Raw genomic sequence first — 18,650 nt, 5'->3', positions numbered from 1 at the left:
GGTGCTTCAGGGGCGCGGGGAACTGCGCGAGCAACCGACCACCGGCCGGTGGTCCGGTACGAACCGAACTGCCCCTTCGGGCCGGTGACGACCCGCGCCCCGGTGGGGGCGGGCCGCGCAGTTCCCCGCGCCCCTGAAAACGCTCATCCCCCAGCGCCGGGCGCAGCCCGAAAACGCTCGCCCGGCGGCCCAGCTGCAGCCTGAAAAACGCGTGCCCCCCCACCGCCGGGCGCAGCCCGAAAACGCCCGCCCGGCGGCGCAGCCGCAGCCCCAAAAACGCGTGCCCCCCACCGCCGGGCGCAGCCCGAAAACACTCGCCCCGCGGCGCAGCCGCAGCCCCAAAAACGCGTGCCCCCCACCGCCGGGCGCAGCCCGAAAACGCCCGCCCGGCGGCGCAGCCGCACCCGCGAAAACGCCCACCGCCCTCCGCAGGAGAAACGCTCACCCCGCGCAGCAGCGCAAAACGCGCACCGCCCTCCGCAGGAGAAGCGCACCGCCCTCCGCGGAGGGCGAGCCCCTACCGGCAAGACCCCGTCAGGGAATGAGCTCGACCTGGATCTCGACCTCTACCGGCGCGTCCAGCGGGAGGACGGCGACTCCCACCGCACTACGCGCGTGCACGCCCTTCTCCCCGAGCACCTCCCCCAGAAGCTCGCTCGCGCCGTTGACCACGGCGGGCTGGCCGGTGAAGGCGGGGGCGGACGCGACGAAGCCCACGACCTTGACGACCCGCGCGATGCGGTCGAGGTCGCCGACGACCGACTTGACCGCCGCGAGAGCGTTGAGCGCGCACGTCCGCGCCAGCTCCTTCGCCTGCTCGGGCGTGACCTCGGCCCCGACCTTGCCGGTGGCCGGCAGCTTGCCGTCCACCATGGGCAGCTGGCCCGACGTGTACACGTACGCCCCGGACCGTACGGCCGGCTGGTACGAGGCCAGCGGCGGGACGACCTCGGGCAGCGTCAGGCCCAGCTCGGCGAGCCGGGTGGCGACGGCGCCGCTCACGCGTCCTTCTCCCGCTTGAAGTAGGCCACGAGCTGCTCGGGGTTGTTGGGGCCGGGCACGACCTGGACCAGTTCCCAGCCGTCCTCGCCCCAGGTGTCGAGGATCTGCTTCGTCGCGTGCACGAGCAGCGGCACGGTCGCGTATTCCCACTTCTTCGCCATGGCGCGACTTTATCGCCTCGCCCGCCGCCGGGTCGGGCGCCGGGGCGGGGGCGGGGCGGCGCCCCGGAAACGTGACGTCCGTCGCACGCGAAACCGCCACGAGCATCTCACCCAGCACCACCCTGCCGCGGGGAAGGAATTAGGCTCGCCAGGTGAGCGCTCAACAGTCATCCGCCGTCAGGCTCCACATCGTGACGGGCAAGGGCGGCACGGGTAAGACCACGGTCGCCGCCGCGCTGGCGCTCGCCCTCGCGGCGGAGGGCCGGCGGGTGCTGCTGGTGGAGGTCGAGGAGCGGCAGGGCATCGCGCAGCTCTTCGAGACGGAGGCGCTGCCGTACGAGGAGCGCAGGATCGCCTCGGTGTCCGGCGGCGGCGAGGTCAACGCCCTCGCCATCGACGCCGAGCTGGCGATGCTCGACTACCTGGACATGTTCTACAAGCTGGGCCGCGCGGGCCGCGCCCTGCGCAAGCTCGGGGCGATCGACTTCGCCACCACGGTGGCCCCCGGCATCCGGGACGTGCTGCTCACCGGCAAGGTGTGCGAGGCGGTGCGGCGCAAGGACAAGGCGGGCTGGCCCGTCTACGACGCCGTGGTGCTGGACGCCCCGCCGACCGGCCGCATCACCCGCTTCCTGAACGTCAACGACGAGGTCGCGGGGCTCGCGCGGATGGGCCCGATATACAACCAGGCGCAGTCCGTGATGCGGGTGCTGAAGTCCCCGCAGACCGCGATCCACCTGGTGACGCTGCTGGAGGAGATGCCGGTCCAGGAGACCATGGACGGCGTCGCCGAGCTGCGCGCCGCCGGGCTGCCGGTCGGCGCGGTGATCGTCAACATGGTGCGGCCGGTGCTGCTGGCCGACGGCGACATCGCCAAGGCCGCCGCCGACAGCGGCTCGGTGGCCGCGGGCAAGCGGCGCACGGCCGTGGCCAAGGCCCTGTCGCAGGCGGGCCTGGGCGGCGCGCGGCGCGGCGGGGTGGCCGAGCGGCTGGTCGACCCACTGCTCGCGCAGGCCCACGAGCACGCCCAGCGAGTGGTGCTGGAGCGCGAGCAGCGCGCCGAGATCGCCGCGCTGGGCCTGCCGGTGCGCGAGCTGGAGCTGATGGGTGACGGCGTGGACCTCGGCGGCCTCTACCGGCTGGCCGACAGCCTGCGCAAGCAGGCGGTGCCCGGAGTACCCGCGGCCGGCGGCGTACCCGAGGACGTAACCGACGACGTAACCGAGGGCGTGCCGGACGACGACGGCGCCACGGCCGACGACGACGCGTGAAGCGAGTGGTGACATGAGCCTGGAGAGCCCCGAGCTGGAGATCGACCCGCTGCTCGACGACCGGAGGACCCGGATCGTGGTGTGCTGCGGCTCCGGCGGCGTCGGCAAGACCACGACCGCCGCGGCGCTGGGCGTGCGGGCCGCCGAGCGCGGCCGTACGGCGGTGGTGCTGACCATCGACCCGGCGCGGCGGCTCGCGCAGTCGATGGGGCTGACCGAGCTGGACAACACTCCGCGCGAGGTGGCTGGAATCGATCGGTCGGCCGGCGGCTCGCTGCACGCGATGATGCTGGACATGAAACGGACGTTCGACGAGGTCGTGGTCCAGCACTCCGATCCGGAGCGCGCCCGGGCCATCCTGGAGAACCCGTTCTACCAGTCGCTGTCGGCCGGATTCGCCGGTACGCAGGAGTACATGGCGATGGAGAAGCTGGGCCAGCTGCGCGCGCAGGACGCCTGGGACCTGATCATCGTCGACACCCCGCCGAGCCGCAGCGCGCTGGACTTCCTGGACGCCCCCAAGCGGCTCGGCTCCTTCCTCGACGGCCGCTTCATCAAACTGCTGATGGCGCCCGCGAAGGTCGGCGGCCGGGCCGGGGTGAAGTTCCTGAACATCGGGATGTCGATGATGACCGGCACCCTCAGCAAGGTCATGGGCGCGAACCTGCTGCGCGACATCCAGACCTTCGTGGCCGCGATGGACACCATGTTCGGCGGCTTCCGCACCCGCGCGGACGCCACGTACCGGCTGCTCCAGGCGCCCGGCACGGCCTTCCTCGTCGTCGCGGCGCCGGAGCGGGACGCGCTGCGCGAGGCGGCGTATTTCGTGGAGCGGCTCGCCGACGAGGACATGCCGCTCGCCGGGCTCGTCCTCAACCGGGTGCACGGCAGCGGCGCGGCCCAGTTGACGGCGGAGCGGGCGCTCGCGGCGGCGGAGGCGCTGGAGGACGCGGCGGCGGAAGCCGCGGAGGGGAGCGCGGCGGGGCCGGACACGGGGGAGCGTGACGTGGCTCTCACCGAAAAAAATCCGGACGGCCGCATTGTGGATCACGGGGCCGGGCATGCTGATTCCCGGCAGGACCGACCGGACGACGCCGGTACGGCCGGCGCGACCGATGGCGCAAGCGACGCCTCCGCGACTACTGGTACGGAACGACTCGCTGCGGGTCTGCTGCGCCTCCATGCCGAACGCATGCAGGTGGTCGCGCGGGAACGACGCACCCGCGACCGCTTCGTGTCCGTCCATCCGGAGGTGCCGATGGTGGAGGTCACCGCCCTGCCGGGCGATGTGCACGACCTGGAGGGCCTGCGGGCGATCGGACACGAACTCGCGGAGGGCCCGGCCGCGGCGTAACCGGGCGCGGCCCGGCAGCTCACGAGGGCCCGGCAGCTCACGGGGCCCGGGAGGCGCGAGGACGCAGAGACAGGAAGCCCCGGGGCCGCGAAGCCGCGGAAGTCAGCCCGCCGCGGCGTAGTCGTCCTCGTCGCCGAGTGGCAGCAGGCCGGTGCTGCGCTCGTACTCGGTCCGCGCCGTCTCCAGCAGTCTGCGCCAGGACGTGACGGTCGGGCGGCGGCGCAGCAGTGCCCGGCGCTCGCGCTCGGTCATGCCCCCCCACACCCCGAACTCGACCCGGTTGTCGAGCGCGTCGGCGAGGCACTCGGTGCGTACCGGGCATCCGGTGCACACCGCCTTGGCCCGGTTCTGCGCCGCGCCCTGGACGAAGAGTTCGTCCGGGTCTGTCGTCCTGCAAGCCGCCTGCGTGCTCCAGTCGGTAACCCAGTTGCTCATGCTGGCGCCGTCCTCTCCCGAATTCGAGGCTCCCCCACGGCGGCACGCGGCATATTCACCGCTGCCAGATGAGGACGTTACGGAAGGTAGGCGCGGCGCAACAGCCCTTTCAGGCCCAATCTTGCATGGCCCGAATGGACTATGTGTGCGCGGCAGATCACCCAACGGAGTGATCCGCGGGGTGCGTTCCAGGCATACAGGACTACTTACCCCATATGCATGCATACGCCGACAGTCTCGCCGGCGGCACGTCGGCAGCCGTCACCGGCCGGGCGGACGACGTTGTGCGGCGCCCGCCGGCATATGACGAAATTCGGGCACCTCTCATCACCCACAAGAGTGGGGACGGAAGGCAAACTCTGGACATGGGCACGCCGACGTTCGCACCCTGTCTGTTACAGACTAGGCGAACACCTGGGCGTACGTCCGGGGATTCGCCACGTAGGCTGCCTTCATGGCTCACAAGCGTTCGGGCGGGGGGCTGACCGCGGCCCAGCAAGCCGCCAAGTTCCTCGGCGTCAGTGTTCTGGCCGGCGCCGTCCTGGCGGGCATCGCACTGCCCGCGGTCGGCGCGATAGGCCTGTCCGCCAAGGGCACGGCGAGCGGCTTCGACGACCTGCCCGGAGAGCTGAAGGCACCGCCGCTCAGCCAGGCGTCCAAGATCCTCGACCGCAACGGCGGCCTCATCGCCACCGTCTACTCGCGTGACCGCACGGTCGTCCCGATCGACAAGATGAGCCCGAACATCCTGAACGCCATCGTCGACATCGAGGACGCGCGGTTCTACGAGCACGGCGCGCTCGACCTGAAGGGCATCCTGCGCGCCCTCAGCAACAACGCCTCCGACGGCGGCACGCAGGGCGCGTCCACGCTGACCCAGCAGTACGTCAAGAACGTCTTCGTGGAGGAGGCCGGCGACGACCCGGACAAGGTCGCCCAGGCCACGCAGCAGACGATCGGCCGCAAGATCAAGGAGATGAAGTACGCGATCCAGGTCGAGAAGGAGCTCGGCAAGAAGAAGATCCTGGAGAACTACCTCAACATCACCTTCTTCGGCGAGCAGGCCTACGGCGTCGAGGCCGCCTCCCAGCGCTACTTCAGCACCTCCGCGAGCAAGCTCACCCTGCCGCAGGCCGCGATGCTGGCCGGCATGGTGCAGTCGCCCAGCGTCTACGACCCGGTCAGCAACCCCGAGGCCGCCCTCGCCCGGCGCAACACGGTGCTCATGCGGATGGCCCAGCTCAAGGACATCACCCCGGCGCAGGCGGCCGCCGCGCAGAAGCAGCCGCTCGGCCTGAAGTACAAGGCGTCGAAGAACGGATGCATCACCGCCGTCAACGGCGCCGGATTCTTCTGCGACTACGTGCGCAACACGTTCCTGACGAACGCCGCCTTCGGCAAGACCAAGACCGACCGGAAGAAGGCGTGGGACACCGGCGGTCTGACCATCACCACGACGCTCGACCCCAAGGCGCAGAAGTCGCTGCTCAACGGGATCAGCGAGCACGTGTACCAGGGTGACAACTTCGTCGCCGCCGACACGATGGTGCGCCCCGGCACCGGCGAGATCGTCGCCATGGGCCAGAGCAAGCCCTACGGCGTCGGCAAGAACCAGACCCAGATCAACCTGTCGGTCGACAAGAGCATGGGCAGCAGCGGCGGCTTCCAGCAGGGCTCGACCTTCAAGCCGATAACCGCCGCCGCGGCCCTGGAAGCCGGTTTCAAGCCCGACCAGACGTACCCGTCGCCGTACCACATGGACCGCTACCCCGACGTCACCACCTGTTCGGGCCAGACCATCCACGCCGGAGCGGACGAGGGCACGCAGAACGAGATGCCGACCGAGGTCGGGCCGTACTCGATGCCCGACGCGCTCAAGCACTCGATCAACACCTACTTCGTGGCGCTGGAGGCCGACGTCGGCCTGTGCCCGGTCCTCAACATGGCCGGCAAGCTGGGCATCGTCCGCGCCGACGGTACGAAGATGCGGGAGGGCGCGTCGGTCACCCTGGGCACGAACGAGGTCTCGCCGCTGGCCGTCGCCTCGGCCTACGCCGCCTTCGCCAACCGGGGCGTCTACTGCACCCCGATCGCGATCAAGGCCGTGAAGGGCCCGGACGGCAAGGGGATGGCGGTGCCCAAGAGCCTGTGCAGCCGCGCGATGTCGCAGAACACCGCGGACACCATCAACAGCATGCTCAAGGGCGTCGTCGACGACGGTACGGGTACGGCGGCCGACCTGCAGGGCCGGGACACGGCCGGCAAGACCGGTACGACCGACGACCGCAAGGACGCGTGGTTCGCCGGCTACGTCCCCTCGCTCGCCTCCGCGGTGTGGCTCGGCGACCCCTTCAACAAGGGCAAGGGCGGCAAGCGCCTGTCGATGTTCGCGGGCGCCGACGACAACGGCGGCAAGGACGGCCGCGGCGGGATACCGGTCAAGATCGGCCCGAAGACCTTCCAAAAGGTCGAGGGTGCGACCGGCCCCGCGCCGATCTGGAAGGACGCGATGACCGGCGCCCTGGACGGCACGCCCAACGAGCACTTCGTGACCGTGCAGCTGCCCGGCTCGGCCCCCCGCAACCCCGGCCAGGGCCAGGGCCAGCAGCCCCCGGCCAACGGCGGCGGCCTGCCCAACCCCTTCCCGACCTTGAGCTTCCCGCCGTTCAACAACGGCGGCGGCAACAACAAGGGCGGCGGAGGAAAGGGCGGCCCCGGCGGGACCGGCCCGTGACACGGGTGAATGAGCCATAGGTAAGGGGCGCCCTCCCTGGGAGGGCGCCCCTTACGCGTACGGAGCGGAGCGCGGCGGGCGGCCGCGGGGATCGCCGGGCGGGCCGGTGCGGCTCGGCGGACGGTGCCGCTCGGCGGGCGGCGGGGGCGGGCCGCGGACCGGTGTAGCCCAGCGGACCGCCGCGGGCATCGCTCGACGGACCGGTGCACCCGGCGGACCGGGGCCGCCCGACGATCGTCACCGCCCGACGATCGGCGGACCGGTGCCGTCCGACGGTCGTTACCGTCCGGCAGTCGTTACCGTCCGGCAGTCGTTACCGTCCGGCAGTCGTTACCGCCCGACGATCGGTAGCGTTCGGCGGATCGTCCCGGGAGCCGCTCAGCCGGCGAGCTGACGCTTGACCTCGGCGGCGACGCGGCCGCCCTCCGCGCGCTTGGCGACCTTGGGGTTGACGAGCTTCATGACGGCGCCCATGCCCTTCGGCCCCTGCGCACCGGACTCGGCGATGGCGTCCCGCACGATGGCGGCGATCTCGTCGTCCGTGAGCTGCTGCGGCAGATACCCGGCGAGCACCTCGCCCTCGGCCCGCTCGCGCTGCGCGGACTCCGCGCGGCCGCCCTGCTCGAACGCCTCCGCGGCCTCCCGCCGCTTCTTCGCCTCGCGGCCGATCACCGTCAGGACCTCGTCGTCGGAGAGCTCGCGGGCGGTGGTGCCCGCGACCTCCTCCTTGGTGATGGCGGTGAGGGTGAGCCGGAGAGTCGCGGAGCGCAGCTCGTCACGGCCCTTGATCGCCGAAGTGAGGTCGTCCTTGAGCCGCTGCTTGAGGGTCGTGGTCATGCCGTCGATTTTCGCACCCCGGGACGGGCGCCGCCCCGTATTAAGAGGCACGGCGACTCTGACACGATGGGGGCATGCGCGCGCGATACGGAGTACCCCTGGGTGTGACGGCGGCAGGCGCGGCCTGCCTGGCCTATGCGGCGGGTTTCGAGGTGAGGTCCTTCCGGCTGCGCCGGGTGGAGGTGCCGGTGCTCCCGCGGGGGATGCGGCCGATCCGCATCCTGCAGCTCTCCGACATCCACATGGTGTCCGGCCAGCGCAAGAAGGCCCGCTGGCTCCAGTCCCTCGCGGGTCTGCGCCCGGACCTGGTCGTGAACACCGGCGACAACCTGTCGGACCCGACTGCGGTGCCGGAGGTGCTGGACGCACTGGGCCCGCTGCTGCGCTTCCCGGGCGCGTACGTCTTCGGCTCGAACGACTACTACGGCCCGAAGTTCCGCAACCCCGGGCGCTACCTGGCCGAGAAGGCCCGCGGCCAGCACGGCCTGAACGGCAAGAGCCACAGCGCGCACGGCGTGATCCGCAACCCCTGGGGCGATCTGCGCGACGCCTTCGACGCGGCGGGCTGGGTGGGCCTGAGCAACAGCCGCGGCCAGGTGAAGCTCGAAAGCGGCCCGGTGCTGGGCCTGACCGGCCTGGACGACCCGCACATCAAGCGCGACCGCTACTCCGCGGTGGCCGGCGGCCCCGACCCGGCCGACGACTTCACCCTGGCCCTGGTCCACGCCCCCTACCTGCGCGTCCTGGACGCCTTCACGTCCGACCGCTACCCCCTCATCCTGGCGGGCCACACCCACGGCGGCCAGCTCTGCATCCCCTTCTACGGCGCCCTGGTCACCAACTGCGACCTCGACACCGACCGCGTGAAGGGCCTCTCCACCCACACCGCGACCGGCTCCACCGCCTACCTCCACGTCTCCGCAGGCTGCGGCACCAACCGCTACACCCCCCTCCGCTTCGCCTGCCCCCCCGAAGCCACCCTCCTGACCCTGACCCCCACCCCCGAAACCGGATTTCGCCCTCAGCCCCGCGTCCGCTAAAGTTAACCCCGTTGCACCGGGGTGTGGCGCAGCTTGGTAGCGCGCTTCGTTCGGGACGAAGAGGCCGTGGGTTCAAATCCCGCCACCCCGACTCCAAAGCAGCAGGTCAGGGCCTTGATCCTTCCAAGGATCGGGGCCCTGAGTCGTTCCCGTGGCCGTCTTGGGAGCCGATTGGGAGCCGACCCCGCGTACCGACCGTCGCTCTCGCCACCGGGGTTTGTTGTCAGACCCTGCCGCTAGTGTCGAGTGGCGCAGGTCTCTCGTACATCAGCAGGGAGCAAGGCATGCCGACCGCAGCAGAAGACGGGCGTGGGGTGGACCGCCGCAGAGTGTTCGTGATCCACGGACGCAACGAGCGTGCACGCCGAGGACTGTTTGACTTCCTGCGGGCCATCGGGCTGGACCCGATCGAGTGGTCGGAAGCAGGTCGCATGACGGGAAAGGGCTCCCCGTATATCGGTGAGATCCTTGATGCGGCATTCGGCAATGCCCAGGCCGTCGTCGTCCTACAGACCCCGGACGACGTCACCTATCTGCACGAGAGCCTGACTCACCCAGGCGACCCAGAGTGCAACCCGCAGATGCAGGCCCGCCCGAATGTGCTCTTCGAGGCAGGCATGGCCATGGGCCGCGACGCGGATCGCACTGTGATCGTGGAACTCGGGCAGGTGAAGGTCTTCAGCGACATCCACGGCCGGCATGTCGTCCGACTCGACAACAGCGTCAAGAAGCGGCAGGAACTCGCGACCCGTCTAGAAACCGCAGGGTGCGCTACCCGACTGGCAGGAACGGACTGGCACGAGGCTGGAGACTTGACCCCACCCGTTACTCCAGGCGGCGGGCTCCCGATGGGCCGGAAACTGCCGTCATCGCAGGCATCGGGCGCACCCCGGCTGAAGGCCCGGTACATCGACAATGGGCGCGGCAAGATCGACGCGGTCGAGATCACTAACCACGGTCCCGGCGACGTGTATGAGCTAAACGTAGACGCGGATGCCAAGGTTGGACTCGTCACGCGAAACGCCGATGAGTTCCCCGTCCCGAAGCTGCCTGAAGGCAAGTCTGTGCGCGTGGGGCGCGTGTCGTCGGACTCTCTCGCGTCACGCTCGAACTCATATTTCAACATCACCATCACCGCCAAGACGGTCGATGGGACACCACTCGAGATCGACGAGTTCGTGAGCGGAGCGTGACATGGACATCCAGGTGACCTTGCCTCTGGATCACGATGGGTTCCTCCGCCGGGAATGCCCGAACTGCGTACGCCAGTTCAAGTGGCATCACGGTCCAGCGAACGAGGAAGCAGAGGGGCAGCCCGCTCCGGCGGCCTATCACTGCCCCCTGTGCGGGCAGCCAGCTGGGATGGGCTCCTGGTGGACGCAGGAGCAACTCGAATACGCCCAAGGCGTGGCTGTTCCTGCAGCGACGCGAGAGATCGAGCAAGGACTGCGGGACGCGTTCAAGAGCGCCAGCACCAGGCACGTGAGGTTCGACTTCAAAGGCGGCACCGACGCGCCGGACGTGCCGGCTCCGCTCACCGAGCCCGACGACATGGTCATCGTGACATCGCCATGCCACTCATACGAGCCGGTGAAGGTCCCTGAAGGCAGTGCGGGCCCGTATCACTGCCTCGTATGCGGTCAAGCCTTCGCTGTCTGATCCCCAGCAATCGAAGTAGCCGTTACACGGCGGAAGCACCTGTGCCCCGCGCAGATCGCGTGGGACACAGGTGTCGCACTTCATTCAGGCATCGCCAGGCTGCGCGCCTCCCTGCGTGCGCGCAGGAGATCGTTGAGCACACGCACCGGCGACGTGGGGCACATCGCCAGCCGGTCGTCGAGAGCTGCTTCCCACCGCTCGGTCAACCCGAGCACGAGGCGCTGGCGCATGTTCGCGGTGACGTGGGCATATCGGGCCGAGACCGAGCCGTCGAAGTGGCCCATGCGGTCGTCCATGAGGACCTTTTCCGTGCCCAGGCCCTCCATCACCGTCCGGTGGGTGTGCCGCAGGCCATGCGGGGTGAGCCCCTTGGCAATCGGGGCCCAGCAGGTATCGGCTCGGCCCTGGGAGTTGCGTCCCCGCACCGGGATGCCGGGCCACGGCTCGCCGACGAGCGGCACTGGTCGGGACCCACCCCTCGCCGGGTACGACCCCGAGACGGCCGGGGCGAACAGCCACGTGGCGAAGCTGCTGCGGCGCCAGTGCGGGGTGTGCCCGACGATGGTGCCGCCCCGTACGAAGCCGAGGTCGGCGATGGCCTTCTGCACGCGGGTGCGGGTCGCCTCGGTGACGCGGTCCGGGTGGTTGAGGACGTTGGACACGGTGCCAGCTGAGGTGCCGGCCCGTCGGGCGACGTCGACGAGTTTCGCGCCGTGGTGGCCACCGGTGCGTGCCGCGCGCTGCCCACGGAAGACGTACGTCTTGTCGTGGCAGGAGCACGGGGTCGGCTTGGTCCGGGCGATGTGGTCGGCCAGTAGTGCCCTCAGCCAGGGTGGCAGGTCGATGGTGCGGTAGCTGTCGTCCTTGGGCGGGCAGCGCACCATTTCGCCGTCGTCGAGCTGGTACAGCTGCCATTCGACGCGGATGGCACCGGGGCGTACGAAGCTGGTCTCCAGGCCGACGACTTCACCCCAACGCATGCCGGTGAAGGCCATGAGGATCACGGCGACGAACTCGTCGTCGCGCCCGGACAGGAGGGCGGCCCGCTCGGCGAGGAGAAGGGCGCCGAGCGGATCGGTGATGGCCTTCTCCGGCCCGCGGTTGCGGGAGCGGCCAGCGCGCTTGCCCCGCCCGCGCCGTGTCGTGGCCGGGTTGGCTTCGATGAGGCCTTCATCGACGGCGTCGGCCAGGATGAGGTGGAGCACCGCCCGCCAGGTCTTCACGCTGGTGGCGGCGTAGAGCGCCTTCTCCTTCTTCTCCCACAGGGCGACGTCGGTCCGGAGGATGCCGCCGAGTGCCTTGTCCTCGAAGTCGGGGAGCAGGTGCTCCTCGATGTGACGCCGGTAGTTCTGCATGGTCGAGGCAGCCAGGTCCTGGGCGGCGTACCAGCGACTGGCGTACTCGCCGAACGTCTCCTGGCCGAGCGCCGGGTCGTGCCACTTGCCGCGCCGAAACGCGAACTCTGCCTCGTCTGCGGCCCGCTTCGCTTCCCGGCGGTTGGGGTACTTGATCACCGCACCTGTCGTGTCAACGACAGTGCTGTGCTTGCCTGGAGCGGTTTTGAACCGGCCGCGCCAGTAGCTTCCCCGCTTCTCCGCGAAACCCATGTGTCCTCCTCTCCAGTGTCGCTCTACGCGGCCGTATCGAACTGGTCACGGCGTAGCCGACGGGGAGAGCGCGCGCGAAGGCGTTCGGGCTGAACGGGAGGACACACGGGTCGCCGGGAAACCGGCCTCGGAGCAGCCACGCCGGGCTCCGGCTTCCGCGCCGGGCGCTCCTCGTTGAGGCGAATGATCTCGGCGAGGTGTTCGGCGGTGAAGCGGTACGCCCGGCCGACCCGCGTGAAGGGGATGAGGCGTCGGCGGGCACGGTCCTGGACCCACCAGGCGGAGCAGCCGAGGACGTCGGCTATGTCCTCGGGGCGGTAGAGACGCGGCACGGGGGCTTCGCGGTGTGGACGTTCAGACATGGGCGGCCACCTCCTCCGCCAGGGCGCGGGCGGAAGGGGTGGGGGGCATGGCGGGGTGACGCACGGGAAGTCCTCTTCTGGCGGGCGCTTGGAGCGGCAACTCCACGGGCTCGCCGGTGTGGTGCTCAGGGATGGGCGGTGCGGTGCTTGTTCGGTGGACCGGGGTTATTCGCTGTCCTTCTGGTTGGCGGCAGGGCGGCGCAGTTGGTAGGGCTGAGGCAGGCCCGTGAGTTCTTCGGCGACGGCGAGAGAGGCAGCGGCTTCGGCTTCTTCGCGGACGTCAGGGTGTTCGTCGAGGTAGGCGTCGAGGACGTCCCGAGCCTCGGCGGCGGCGAGGTTGGCCAAGTGGCTGGTCCGGTAGGCACGTCTGATGTCCTCGACCAGTTCCATCGCGCGAGCGTGGGCGGCGAGCCTCGGGGGGCCGACGAGGTTGGCCAGGGAGATGCCGAAGACCTCGGCGAAGCCGAGGGCGTCATCGACGGTGACCCGGCGCTGACCGTTCTCGATCCGCCAGACCGCCGAGGGGTTCATCTCGTAGCCAGCGGCGTTGAGGCGGTCGGACAGCGCGTTGGTGCTCCAGCCTCGGGTGTCCCGTTCGAGCTTGATGCGGACCGCGACGTTCTCCTCGCCGGCGAGCTGGTTGATGCTCGGGCCCGGCAGGTCCTCCTCGTTGCCGCCCACCACCAGTCCTTCCGTTCGTAGTACCTCGCTGCAATCCGCAGGAAGACTACTAGGATACACGCCGTTATGCGGATTGCAAATAGTTGCTGCGATCCGCAGAGGCGTGGTATCGTCTTACCATCCCCGCACCCTGCCCACCGACCCCCGGACACGACAAAACCCCCGGCGCTGACACGCCGGGGGCTGAAGCAGAACCTCAACGACCGCCCATCCCTGAACGACCATGACCGGCATTCGGCCCCGGGATTGCCGTCCCGAAGCCCGCCAGGAGAGGAACTTCCGTGAACCAGCGTACGGCCTCGCCAGCCGTTCCCGCACCCTCGTCCCCGCAGCCTGTTGCGAAGGCGGGGTGCTGAGGCATGGCCCGGATACGCACGATCAAGCCCGAGGCGTTCGCCTCGGAGTCCCTGGCCGCGGTGTCCCTGTCGGCCGAGCGGACCTTCTTCGGCCTGCTCACCCAGGCCGACGACCACGGCCGCTTCCGCGACCAGCCCGCCGTCATCGCCGGACTGCTGTGGTCGCTGCGCCCCGACCACGGCCCGATCGGCGTCGAGGAAGACCTCACCCAGCTCGCCACCGCCGACCTGATCTGCCGCTACGAAGGCAACGACGGCAAGCGCTACCTCCACGTCGTCACCTGGCACCGCCACCAGAAGATCAACCGCCCCAGCGGCGTCCGCGCCCCCGCCTGCCCCCACCACGACGACACCACCGGTGTCCGCGAGCCCTCACCGCGCACGCAGGGAGCCCTCTATGAGGGTGCGGTGAGCCCTCACGGAGGCCACACCGAGGACTCGCGAAAGACCATCGAACCCTCACCGAACCACGAAATCCCAGGTCAGGACACGTTCAGTGAGGCTTCACCGAGGACTCACGGAGGAGTCACCGAACCCTCGGCGAGTCCTCGTCGTCCGGATCTAGGACCTAGGATCGTGGATCTAGGATCAGTCCCTTCGGGGCGCGCGAACGCCCCCGCGCCCGGCCCCTCCGTCTCGGCGAAGCAGCTCCTCGACGAGTACGTCGCCGCCTGCGCGCACCGCCCGCCGGGGCAGTTCCTCGGACGCCTGGGCCGGACCGTCAACCAGCTCCTCGGCGAAGGCATCTCCCCGGACTACCTCCGCCCGGCCCTGGAACGCCTCCGGGTCAAAGGCCTGAGCCCGAGCGTGCTGCCGAGCCTGGTCAACGAGGCCATGAACGCCGCGCCTGCGAAGGACAACCCGCGGCCGCCGCACCGCGCGTGGACCAACCCCGCCGACGTCGAAGCCGCCTACGGCGGTGACCTGTGACCACCGCCACCCGCGAACCGAGCACCGCCGCAGGCGCGGTCAACCGCCTCGCCGCGATCCTCACCGCCCGCGGCATCGACCCGGACACCGCTCCCGCACCACCGATCCCGGCACAGGTGACCGCGCTGGAGCTGGCCGACGCCCGCATCCCGCCCCGCTACCGGGCCGCGGTGGCCGGCCACCCCCGCGTCACCGCCTGGGTCGCCGAGACGACCGCCGCGGGCAGGCCCGGCCCCGGCGGCACCCGCGGGATCGCCACCGGCCCGTCGCTGCTGATCGCCGGCCCCACCGGCACCGGCAAGACCCACCAGGCGTACGGGGCCGTCCGTGCCCTCCTCACCGCCGGTGTGCGGCTGCGCTGGGAGGCCACCACCGCAGCCGACCTGTACGCCGCACAACGCCCCCAGCAGGGCAACGACCCCGAACGGCAGCTCTGGGCGCTGGCCCGCTGCCCGCTCCTGCTGCTGGACGACCTCGGCGCGGCCAAGCAGTCCCCGTGGACGGAAGAGCTGACCTACCGCCTGGTCAACCACCGCTACAACCAGCTCCTCCCGACTCTGGTCACCACCAACCTGCCCGTCGCCGAACTCCGCGACGCCGTCGGCGACCGCGTCGCCTCCCGCCTCGCCGAGATGACCGACCGCGTCATCCTCACCGGCCACGACCGCAGAAGGCACCCCGCCGGATAACCGGGCCCACCCGCCGCCTTCCACCCCAGTTCCCCTCACCTTGCTCGTCCGCCGACGCCTGCCCGCGCGCGGAAGCAGACCCACACCGGAGATTCCCGCATGCCCCCGAACACCCCTGCCACCGCCCACCGGGCGACCGCGTGGGACCGCGCCGCCATCACCGTCCTCGGCGGCTCCGGCTGCGCGCTCTCATACGACGCGCTGCAGCAGATGGCCATCGCCATCCACGTCCGCCCGGCCCTGACGTACCTCTTCCCCGCCGTCATCGACGGCTTCATCGCCTATGGCGTCCGCGCCCTGCTCGTCCTGCGCACGGCGCCCTTCCGCGCCCGCCTCTACGTATGGACCCTCTTCGCCACCGCCACGGCCGCCAGCATCTGGGCCAACGCCCTCCACGCCGTCCGCCTCAACCAGCAATCCCCGACCTCCGGCCTGCACCTCGGCGACACCACCGTCGGTGCCCTGTCCACCATCGCCCCGCTCGCCCTCGCCGGAGCCGTCCACCTCCACATCCTCATCACCCGCCACGAAACACCCACCACCCCCGTCTCGGTGATCCGCCCACCCGAAACCCCGCAGCCCCCGGCGGCAGAACCCACGAGCGTCGAAGCGACCGAGCACGACCCGATACCCGAGGCAGACCGGCCGCCCGCCGAACCGCCCACCGAACACGCCCGCGTCCGGGACCACGCCACCCGAGCGCCCGGCGAACCGGTCCGCCGGATCGGCCGCCCGCCCAGCGCCGAACTCGACGAACTCCTCACCCTGGTCCGCCCCGCCTTCGCCGCGCACGAAAACCCCACCCGGAACGCGGTCCGCGACCACATCCGCGCCGCCGGCCACACCATCGCGGAAGACCGCCTCACCCAGATCATGACCACCTTGCGCCGCGACCAAAGCGGCCACTGACCGGAAGTCACCCCAGGCCACGGGCGGACCACCCGTCCTGGTCCGCCCCTCCGGTCACCCCCGCAGCCAGCGCGGACCACCCCACGAAACACACCCACCAGTCCACACGCGGAATCACCGGACTGAGGAAAAGGGGGTGGGGTCACGGATACCTAAATCCAGTCCCGAGCTGGCTGCCGGGGACCTTCCCACCCACCCCCTATGGCCGCGAGTCCCTCACGATCTCCGTCCGGCCCACTACCCCGCACCGTAACCGACACCACCGACAACACCCCGCCCTACCAACGCCCCACCTCCGAACGGAACCGCGACCCGTGCACGACCAACGCCACACCGCCCCCACCCACTCCGACCCCATACAGACGACCCCAGCCCCCAGCGGAGCAAGTTGTGCGCTGGGACACTCCCCCGTCGGGGGAGCGTCCTGCACGCGGTCCTGCGCCCCGGGGGTGGCGCAGGACACCGGCCGCCGGGGGGCGGCCGATGAAGGCTGCGGGGCCGAGGGCGGCCCCGCACCAAGGACAAGCACGACACGTACGCGCCCGCAGCGCCGTACCCGTACGCGTCAGAACAAGCAGCGCGCCGCCGTCAGCGTCCGACTCAGCACCACCGAGCGCGCTCAGGTGAAAGCCGCCGCCGACCACACCGGTGCCAGCCTTGCCAAATTCATGGCCCAGGCGTCCCTGGCTGCAGCCCACGACATCAACCGCGTCGCGGCGAACCTCCTCGACCTGCGCGGAACCATCCGCGAACTCGTCGCCGCCCGCACCGAACTGGCCCGCATCGGCAACAACGTCAACCAGATCGCGCGAGCGCTCAACGCTGGCGGTGATCCGGTCGGTGCGGAGGCCACGCTCGTTGCCGTACGACGCGCCGCCGCCCGCGTCGAAGCGGCCGCACAGGTCCTGGCCGAACGCGCGTGATCCCCTCCATCCATAAACCGGGCTCGAACACAGCCGGTGCGATCGGCTACCTCTACCGAACCGGCCGCGGCCACGAGACCCACACGGACCCGCACCTCGTCGCCTCCCTCGACGGCCTGGCTCCCGACCCCGGCCGGAATCCCGACGCGACCTTCAAGCAACTGGCCGCCTACCTCGACCTGCCCGTCAACGCCATCGATCCGGCGGAACGCCCCGACAAACCCGTCTGGCACTGCTCAGTCCGCGCCGCTCCGGAAGACCCGATCCTGACCGACAACCAGTGGGCTGACATCGCCCGACGCATGGTCGCCGCCACCGGCATCGCGCCCGAAGGCGACGACGGTGCCTGCCGGTGGATCGCCGTCCGGCACGCCGACGACCACATCCACATCCTCGCCACCAAGGTCCGCCAGGACGGGACCAAGCCCCGCGACTCCTACTCCTACAAGCGCGCCCAGACCGAAGCCCGCCGGATCGAGGCCGACTACGGCCTGCGCCGCGTCACCGCTGGCGACGGCACCGCCGCCAAACGCCCCACCCGCGCCGAAACCGAGAAGGCCCACCGCACCGGCTCCTCACTCACCGCGCGCGAGCAGCTCCGCACCGCCCTACGCACCACGGTTGCTGCTGCCGCCAGCCCGGAGGAGTTTCTCCGCCTCCTCGCTGCCAGCGGCATCAAGACCGAGATCTTGCGCATGCCTTCCGGGGACATCCGGGGCTACAAAGTCGCCCTCGCTGGCGATACCAACGCTGCGGGCGAGCCGGTCTGGTTCGCCGGCTCCACCCTCGCCCCCGACCTGTCCTTCCCCAAGATCCGCGCACGGCTGACCGCCCTCGAACCCCGACAGACCAACCCCTGGCACCAGGCCACCGCTGCGACGGAACGCATCCCCCACCACCTCGACCAGAGGGATGACGCCTCCTCCCAGGCCTACATCACCGTCTTCGCCGAAGCCCTGGACGTGCTCCCGCTCACCGCGCCGCAGGAGCTACGCCCTCTCCTCCGCCAAGCCGCCCTCGACTTCGAACGCGCCAGTCGCTCCCGCATCCAAGCCGACCACCAGCACGCCCGCGCCCTCCGGGGAGCCGTCCGCGCCATCGCCCGACAGCCCCCAACCGGTGATGGGGCCGCCCTTGCGATGCTCCTCGATGCTGCGGTCCTGGCCGCCATCGCCATCCGCCGCTGGTACTCGACCCGCCACCTCGACCAGCAAGTCGAAGCCACCCGCCGAACCCTCAACCACCTGCAAACCGCCTACGACCAAGCAGCCGCAGCTCCACTGGCCGCCCTGGCCACACGCCCGCAATCTGCGACGACATTGCGCGAGCACGAAGCGGCAATCCGCCAGGCCGTCCCCGCCTACGCCGACCAGATCATCGCCGATCCAGCCTGGCCGGCACTCGCCACCACCCTCACCGATGCCCAGGCCAGCGGCCACACCCTGGCACGCCTCCTCCACAAGGCAGCAGACCACCGCGCCCTCACCGATGCCCGCTCCCCTGCCAGGGTCCTGCTCTGGCGCGTCCAGCGCCTCTCTCTCCGCTCCGCCCCGACCCCCCGTACCCAAGCCGCCCTCGCCCGCAGTGCATCCCCGTCGCAGACGCATAACGGCACCCCTACTCAAGCGCCCGTCCAACCGAACCTCCCGGCCGCAACCAACCACCATCCGAGCCGTTGAACGGGCACCAGTCGGTGGGCC

Annotated in this window: 18 protein-coding genes and 1 tRNA gene; 12 read left to right on the top strand and 7 right to left on the bottom strand. The window is 70.5% G+C overall.

Features of this window, described 5'->3' with window-relative positions:
* Positions 1-534 precede the first annotated feature (534 nt).
* Both IH54_RS0114100 and IH54_RS43105 read right to left on the bottom strand, forming a co-directional pair.
* Positions 535-1,002 (bottom strand): RidA family protein, encoded by a 468-nt coding sequence (locus tag IH54_RS0114100; protein ID WP_031516554.1) that lies wholly within the window; start codon positions 1,000-1,002, stop codon positions 535-537.
* Positions 999-1,163: a DUF4177 domain-containing protein gene (locus tag IH54_RS43105; RefSeq protein ID WP_078862196.1), complete on the bottom strand. Its 165-nt coding sequence runs from the start codon at positions 1,161-1,163 to the stop codon at positions 999-1,001. The genes IH54_RS0114100 and IH54_RS43105 overlap by 4 nt, the downstream gene beginning before the upstream one ends.
* A gap of 152 nt (positions 1,164-1,315) precedes the next feature.
* Here IH54_RS43105 and IH54_RS0114090 point away from each other — a divergent pair, with 152 nt between their 5' ends.
* Both IH54_RS0114090 and IH54_RS0114085 read left to right on the top strand, forming a co-directional pair.
* On the top strand, positions 1,316-2,434 hold the full coding sequence (locus IH54_RS0114090) for an ArsA-related P-loop ATPase (RefSeq protein ID WP_078862195.1): 1,119 nt from the start codon (positions 1,316-1,318) through the stop codon (positions 2,432-2,434).
* A gap of 13 nt (positions 2,435-2,447) precedes the next feature.
* The gene (locus tag IH54_RS0114085; RefSeq protein ID WP_031516549.1) at positions 2,448-3,788 is read left to right on the top strand and encodes an ArsA family ATPase; all 1,341 of its coding nucleotides are present in this window, start codon (positions 2,448-2,450) and stop codon (positions 3,786-3,788) included.
* A gap of 102 nt (positions 3,789-3,890) precedes the next feature.
* On the opposite strand, the gene IH54_RS0114080 is transcribed toward IH54_RS0114085, so the two are convergent.
* The gene (locus IH54_RS0114080; RefSeq protein ID WP_031516547.1) at positions 3,891-4,223 is read right to left on the bottom strand and encodes a WhiB family transcriptional regulator; all 333 of its coding nucleotides are present in this window, start codon (positions 4,221-4,223) and stop codon (positions 3,891-3,893) included.
* A gap of 454 nt (positions 4,224-4,677) precedes the next feature.
* On the opposite strand from IH54_RS0114080, the gene IH54_RS0114075 reads away from it, so the two are divergent.
* Complete coding sequence (locus IH54_RS0114075) at positions 4,678-6,957, top strand: transglycosylase domain-containing protein (RefSeq protein ID WP_031516545.1); 2,280 nt, start codon at positions 4,678-4,680, stop codon at positions 6,955-6,957.
* Between the two features lie 378 nt (positions 6,958-7,335).
* Here the strand turns inward: IH54_RS0114075 and IH54_RS0114070 are convergent, their stop codons facing one another.
* A complete protein-coding gene (locus tag IH54_RS0114070; RefSeq protein WP_031516544.1) occupies positions 7,336-7,794 on the bottom strand; it encodes a GatB/YqeY domain-containing protein in 459 nt (152 codons plus the stop codon).
* A gap of 74 nt (positions 7,795-7,868) precedes the next feature.
* Here IH54_RS0114070 and IH54_RS0114065 point away from each other — a divergent pair, with 74 nt between their 5' ends.
* The 4 genes from IH54_RS0114065 (at position 7,869) to IH54_RS0114050 (ending at position 10,493) form a co-directional block, all read left to right on the top strand.
* On the top strand, positions 7,869-8,834 hold the full coding sequence (locus IH54_RS0114065; RefSeq protein WP_031516542.1) for a metallophosphoesterase: 966 nt from the start codon (positions 7,869-7,871) through the stop codon (positions 8,832-8,834).
* A 17-nt stretch (positions 8,835-8,851) separates the two neighbouring features.
* A tRNA-Pro gene (locus IH54_RS0114060) sits at positions 8,852-8,925 on the top strand.
* A 193-nt stretch (positions 8,926-9,118) separates the two neighbouring features.
* Positions 9,119-10,027: a TIR domain-containing protein gene (locus tag IH54_RS0114055; RefSeq protein WP_031516540.1), complete on the top strand. Its 909-nt coding sequence runs from the start codon at positions 9,119-9,121 to the stop codon at positions 10,025-10,027.
* A gap of 1 nt (position 10,028) precedes the next feature.
* Positions 10,029-10,493, top strand: a complete 465-nt coding sequence (locus IH54_RS0114050) for a hypothetical protein (RefSeq protein ID WP_031516538.1) — start codon at positions 10,029-10,031, stop codon at positions 10,491-10,493.
* An 80-nt stretch (positions 10,494-10,573) separates the two neighbouring features.
* Here IH54_RS0114050 and IH54_RS0114045 read toward each other — a convergent pair whose 3' ends face one another.
* The 3 genes from IH54_RS0114045 to IH54_RS0114040 all read right to left on the bottom strand — a co-directional run bounded on the left by IH54_RS0114045 (position 10,574) and on the right by IH54_RS0114040 (position 13,143).
* On the bottom strand, positions 10,574-12,100 hold the full coding sequence (locus tag IH54_RS0114045) for a LacI family DNA-binding transcriptional regulator (RefSeq protein ID WP_031516537.1): 1,527 nt from the start codon (positions 12,098-12,100) through the stop codon (positions 10,574-10,576).
* Positions 12,101-12,123: 23 nt separating this feature from the next.
* Positions 12,124-12,462 carry a helix-turn-helix domain-containing protein gene (locus IH54_RS46795; protein WP_078862194.1) on the bottom strand — a complete coding sequence of 113 codons (339 nt, stop codon included), beginning with the start codon at positions 12,460-12,462 and terminating at the stop codon, positions 12,124-12,126.
* A gap of 165 nt (positions 12,463-12,627) precedes the next feature.
* Positions 12,628-13,143, bottom strand: coding sequence for a helix-turn-helix domain-containing protein (locus IH54_RS0114040; RefSeq protein ID WP_052397451.1), 516 nt, complete (start codon positions 13,141-13,143; stop codon positions 12,628-12,630).
* Between the two features lie 359 nt (positions 13,144-13,502).
* On the opposite strand from IH54_RS0114040, the gene IH54_RS0114035 reads away from it, so the two are divergent.
* From IH54_RS0114035 to IH54_RS0114015, 5 genes are all read left to right on the top strand, one after another.
* Complete coding sequence (locus IH54_RS0114035) at positions 13,503-14,429, top strand: hypothetical protein (RefSeq protein ID WP_031516535.1); 927 nt, start codon at positions 13,503-13,505, stop codon at positions 14,427-14,429.
* The gene (locus IH54_RS0114030) at positions 14,426-15,118 is read left to right on the top strand and encodes an ATP-binding protein (protein ID WP_031516534.1); all 693 of its coding nucleotides are present in this window, start codon (positions 14,426-14,428) and stop codon (positions 15,116-15,118) included. Before IH54_RS0114035 ends, IH54_RS0114030 begins: the two co-directional genes overlap by 4 nt.
* Before the next feature lie 99 nt (positions 15,119-15,217).
* Positions 15,218-16,027: a DUF2637 domain-containing protein gene (locus IH54_RS45495; protein WP_031516533.1), complete on the top strand. Its 810-nt coding sequence runs from the start codon at positions 15,218-15,220 to the stop codon at positions 16,025-16,027.
* A gap of 449 nt (positions 16,028-16,476) precedes the next feature.
* On the top strand, positions 16,477-16,950 hold the full coding sequence (locus IH54_RS45490) for a plasmid mobilization protein (protein ID WP_031516532.1): 474 nt from the start codon (positions 16,477-16,479) through the stop codon (positions 16,948-16,950).
* Positions 16,947-18,629: a relaxase/mobilization nuclease domain-containing protein gene (locus IH54_RS0114015; protein ID WP_031516531.1), complete on the top strand. Its 1,683-nt coding sequence runs from the start codon at positions 16,947-16,949 to the stop codon at positions 18,627-18,629. Before IH54_RS45490 ends, IH54_RS0114015 begins: the two co-directional genes overlap by 4 nt.
* The last annotated feature ends 21 nt before the right edge of the window (positions 18,630-18,650 follow it).

This window comes from Streptomyces sp. NRRL F-5123, from assembly GCF_000721495.1.
Classification (GTDB): Bacteria; Actinomycetota; Actinomycetes; order Streptomycetales; family Streptomycetaceae; genus Actinacidiphila.
Note: the sequence above shows the minus strand (reverse complement) of the source record. Positions and strands in the feature narration are given on the sequence as shown.

Coding starts and splice junctions, on each gene's coding strand:
- IH54_RS43105 (WP_078862196.1), bottom strand. CDS start 1,163: ATGGCGAAGAAGTGGGAATACGCGACCGTGCCGCTGCTCGTGCACGCG.
- IH54_RS0114085 (WP_031516549.1), top strand. CDS start 2,448: ATGAGCCTGGAGAGCCCCGAGCTGGAGATCGACCCGCTGCTCGACGAC.
- IH54_RS0114080 (WP_031516547.1), bottom strand. CDS start 4,223: ATGAGCAACTGGGTTACCGACTGGAGCACGCAGGCGGCTTGCAGGACG.
- IH54_RS0114075 (WP_031516545.1), top strand. CDS start 4,678: ATGGCTCACAAGCGTTCGGGCGGGGGGCTGACCGCGGCCCAGCAAGCC.
- IH54_RS0114070 (WP_031516544.1), bottom strand. CDS start 7,794: ATGACCACGACCCTCAAGCAGCGGCTCAAGGACGACCTCACTTCGGCG.
- IH54_RS0114065 (WP_031516542.1), top strand. CDS start 7,869: ATGCGCGCGCGATACGGAGTACCCCTGGGTGTGACGGCGGCAGGCGCG.
- IH54_RS0114055 (WP_031516540.1), top strand. CDS start 9,119: ATGCCGACCGCAGCAGAAGACGGGCGTGGGGTGGACCGCCGCAGAGTG.
- IH54_RS0114050 (WP_031516538.1), top strand. CDS start 10,029: ATGGACATCCAGGTGACCTTGCCTCTGGATCACGATGGGTTCCTCCGC.
- IH54_RS0114045 (WP_031516537.1), bottom strand. CDS start 12,100: ATGGGTTTCGCGGAGAAGCGGGGAAGCTACTGGCGCGGCCGGTTCAAA.
- IH54_RS46795 (WP_078862194.1), bottom strand. CDS start 12,462: ATGTCTGAACGTCCACACCGCGAAGCCCCCGTGCCGCGTCTCTACCGC.
- IH54_RS0114035 (WP_031516535.1), top strand. CDS start 13,503: ATGGCCCGGATACGCACGATCAAGCCCGAGGCGTTCGCCTCGGAGTCC.
- IH54_RS45495 (WP_031516533.1), top strand. CDS start 15,218: ATGCCCCCGAACACCCCTGCCACCGCCCACCGGGCGACCGCGTGGGAC.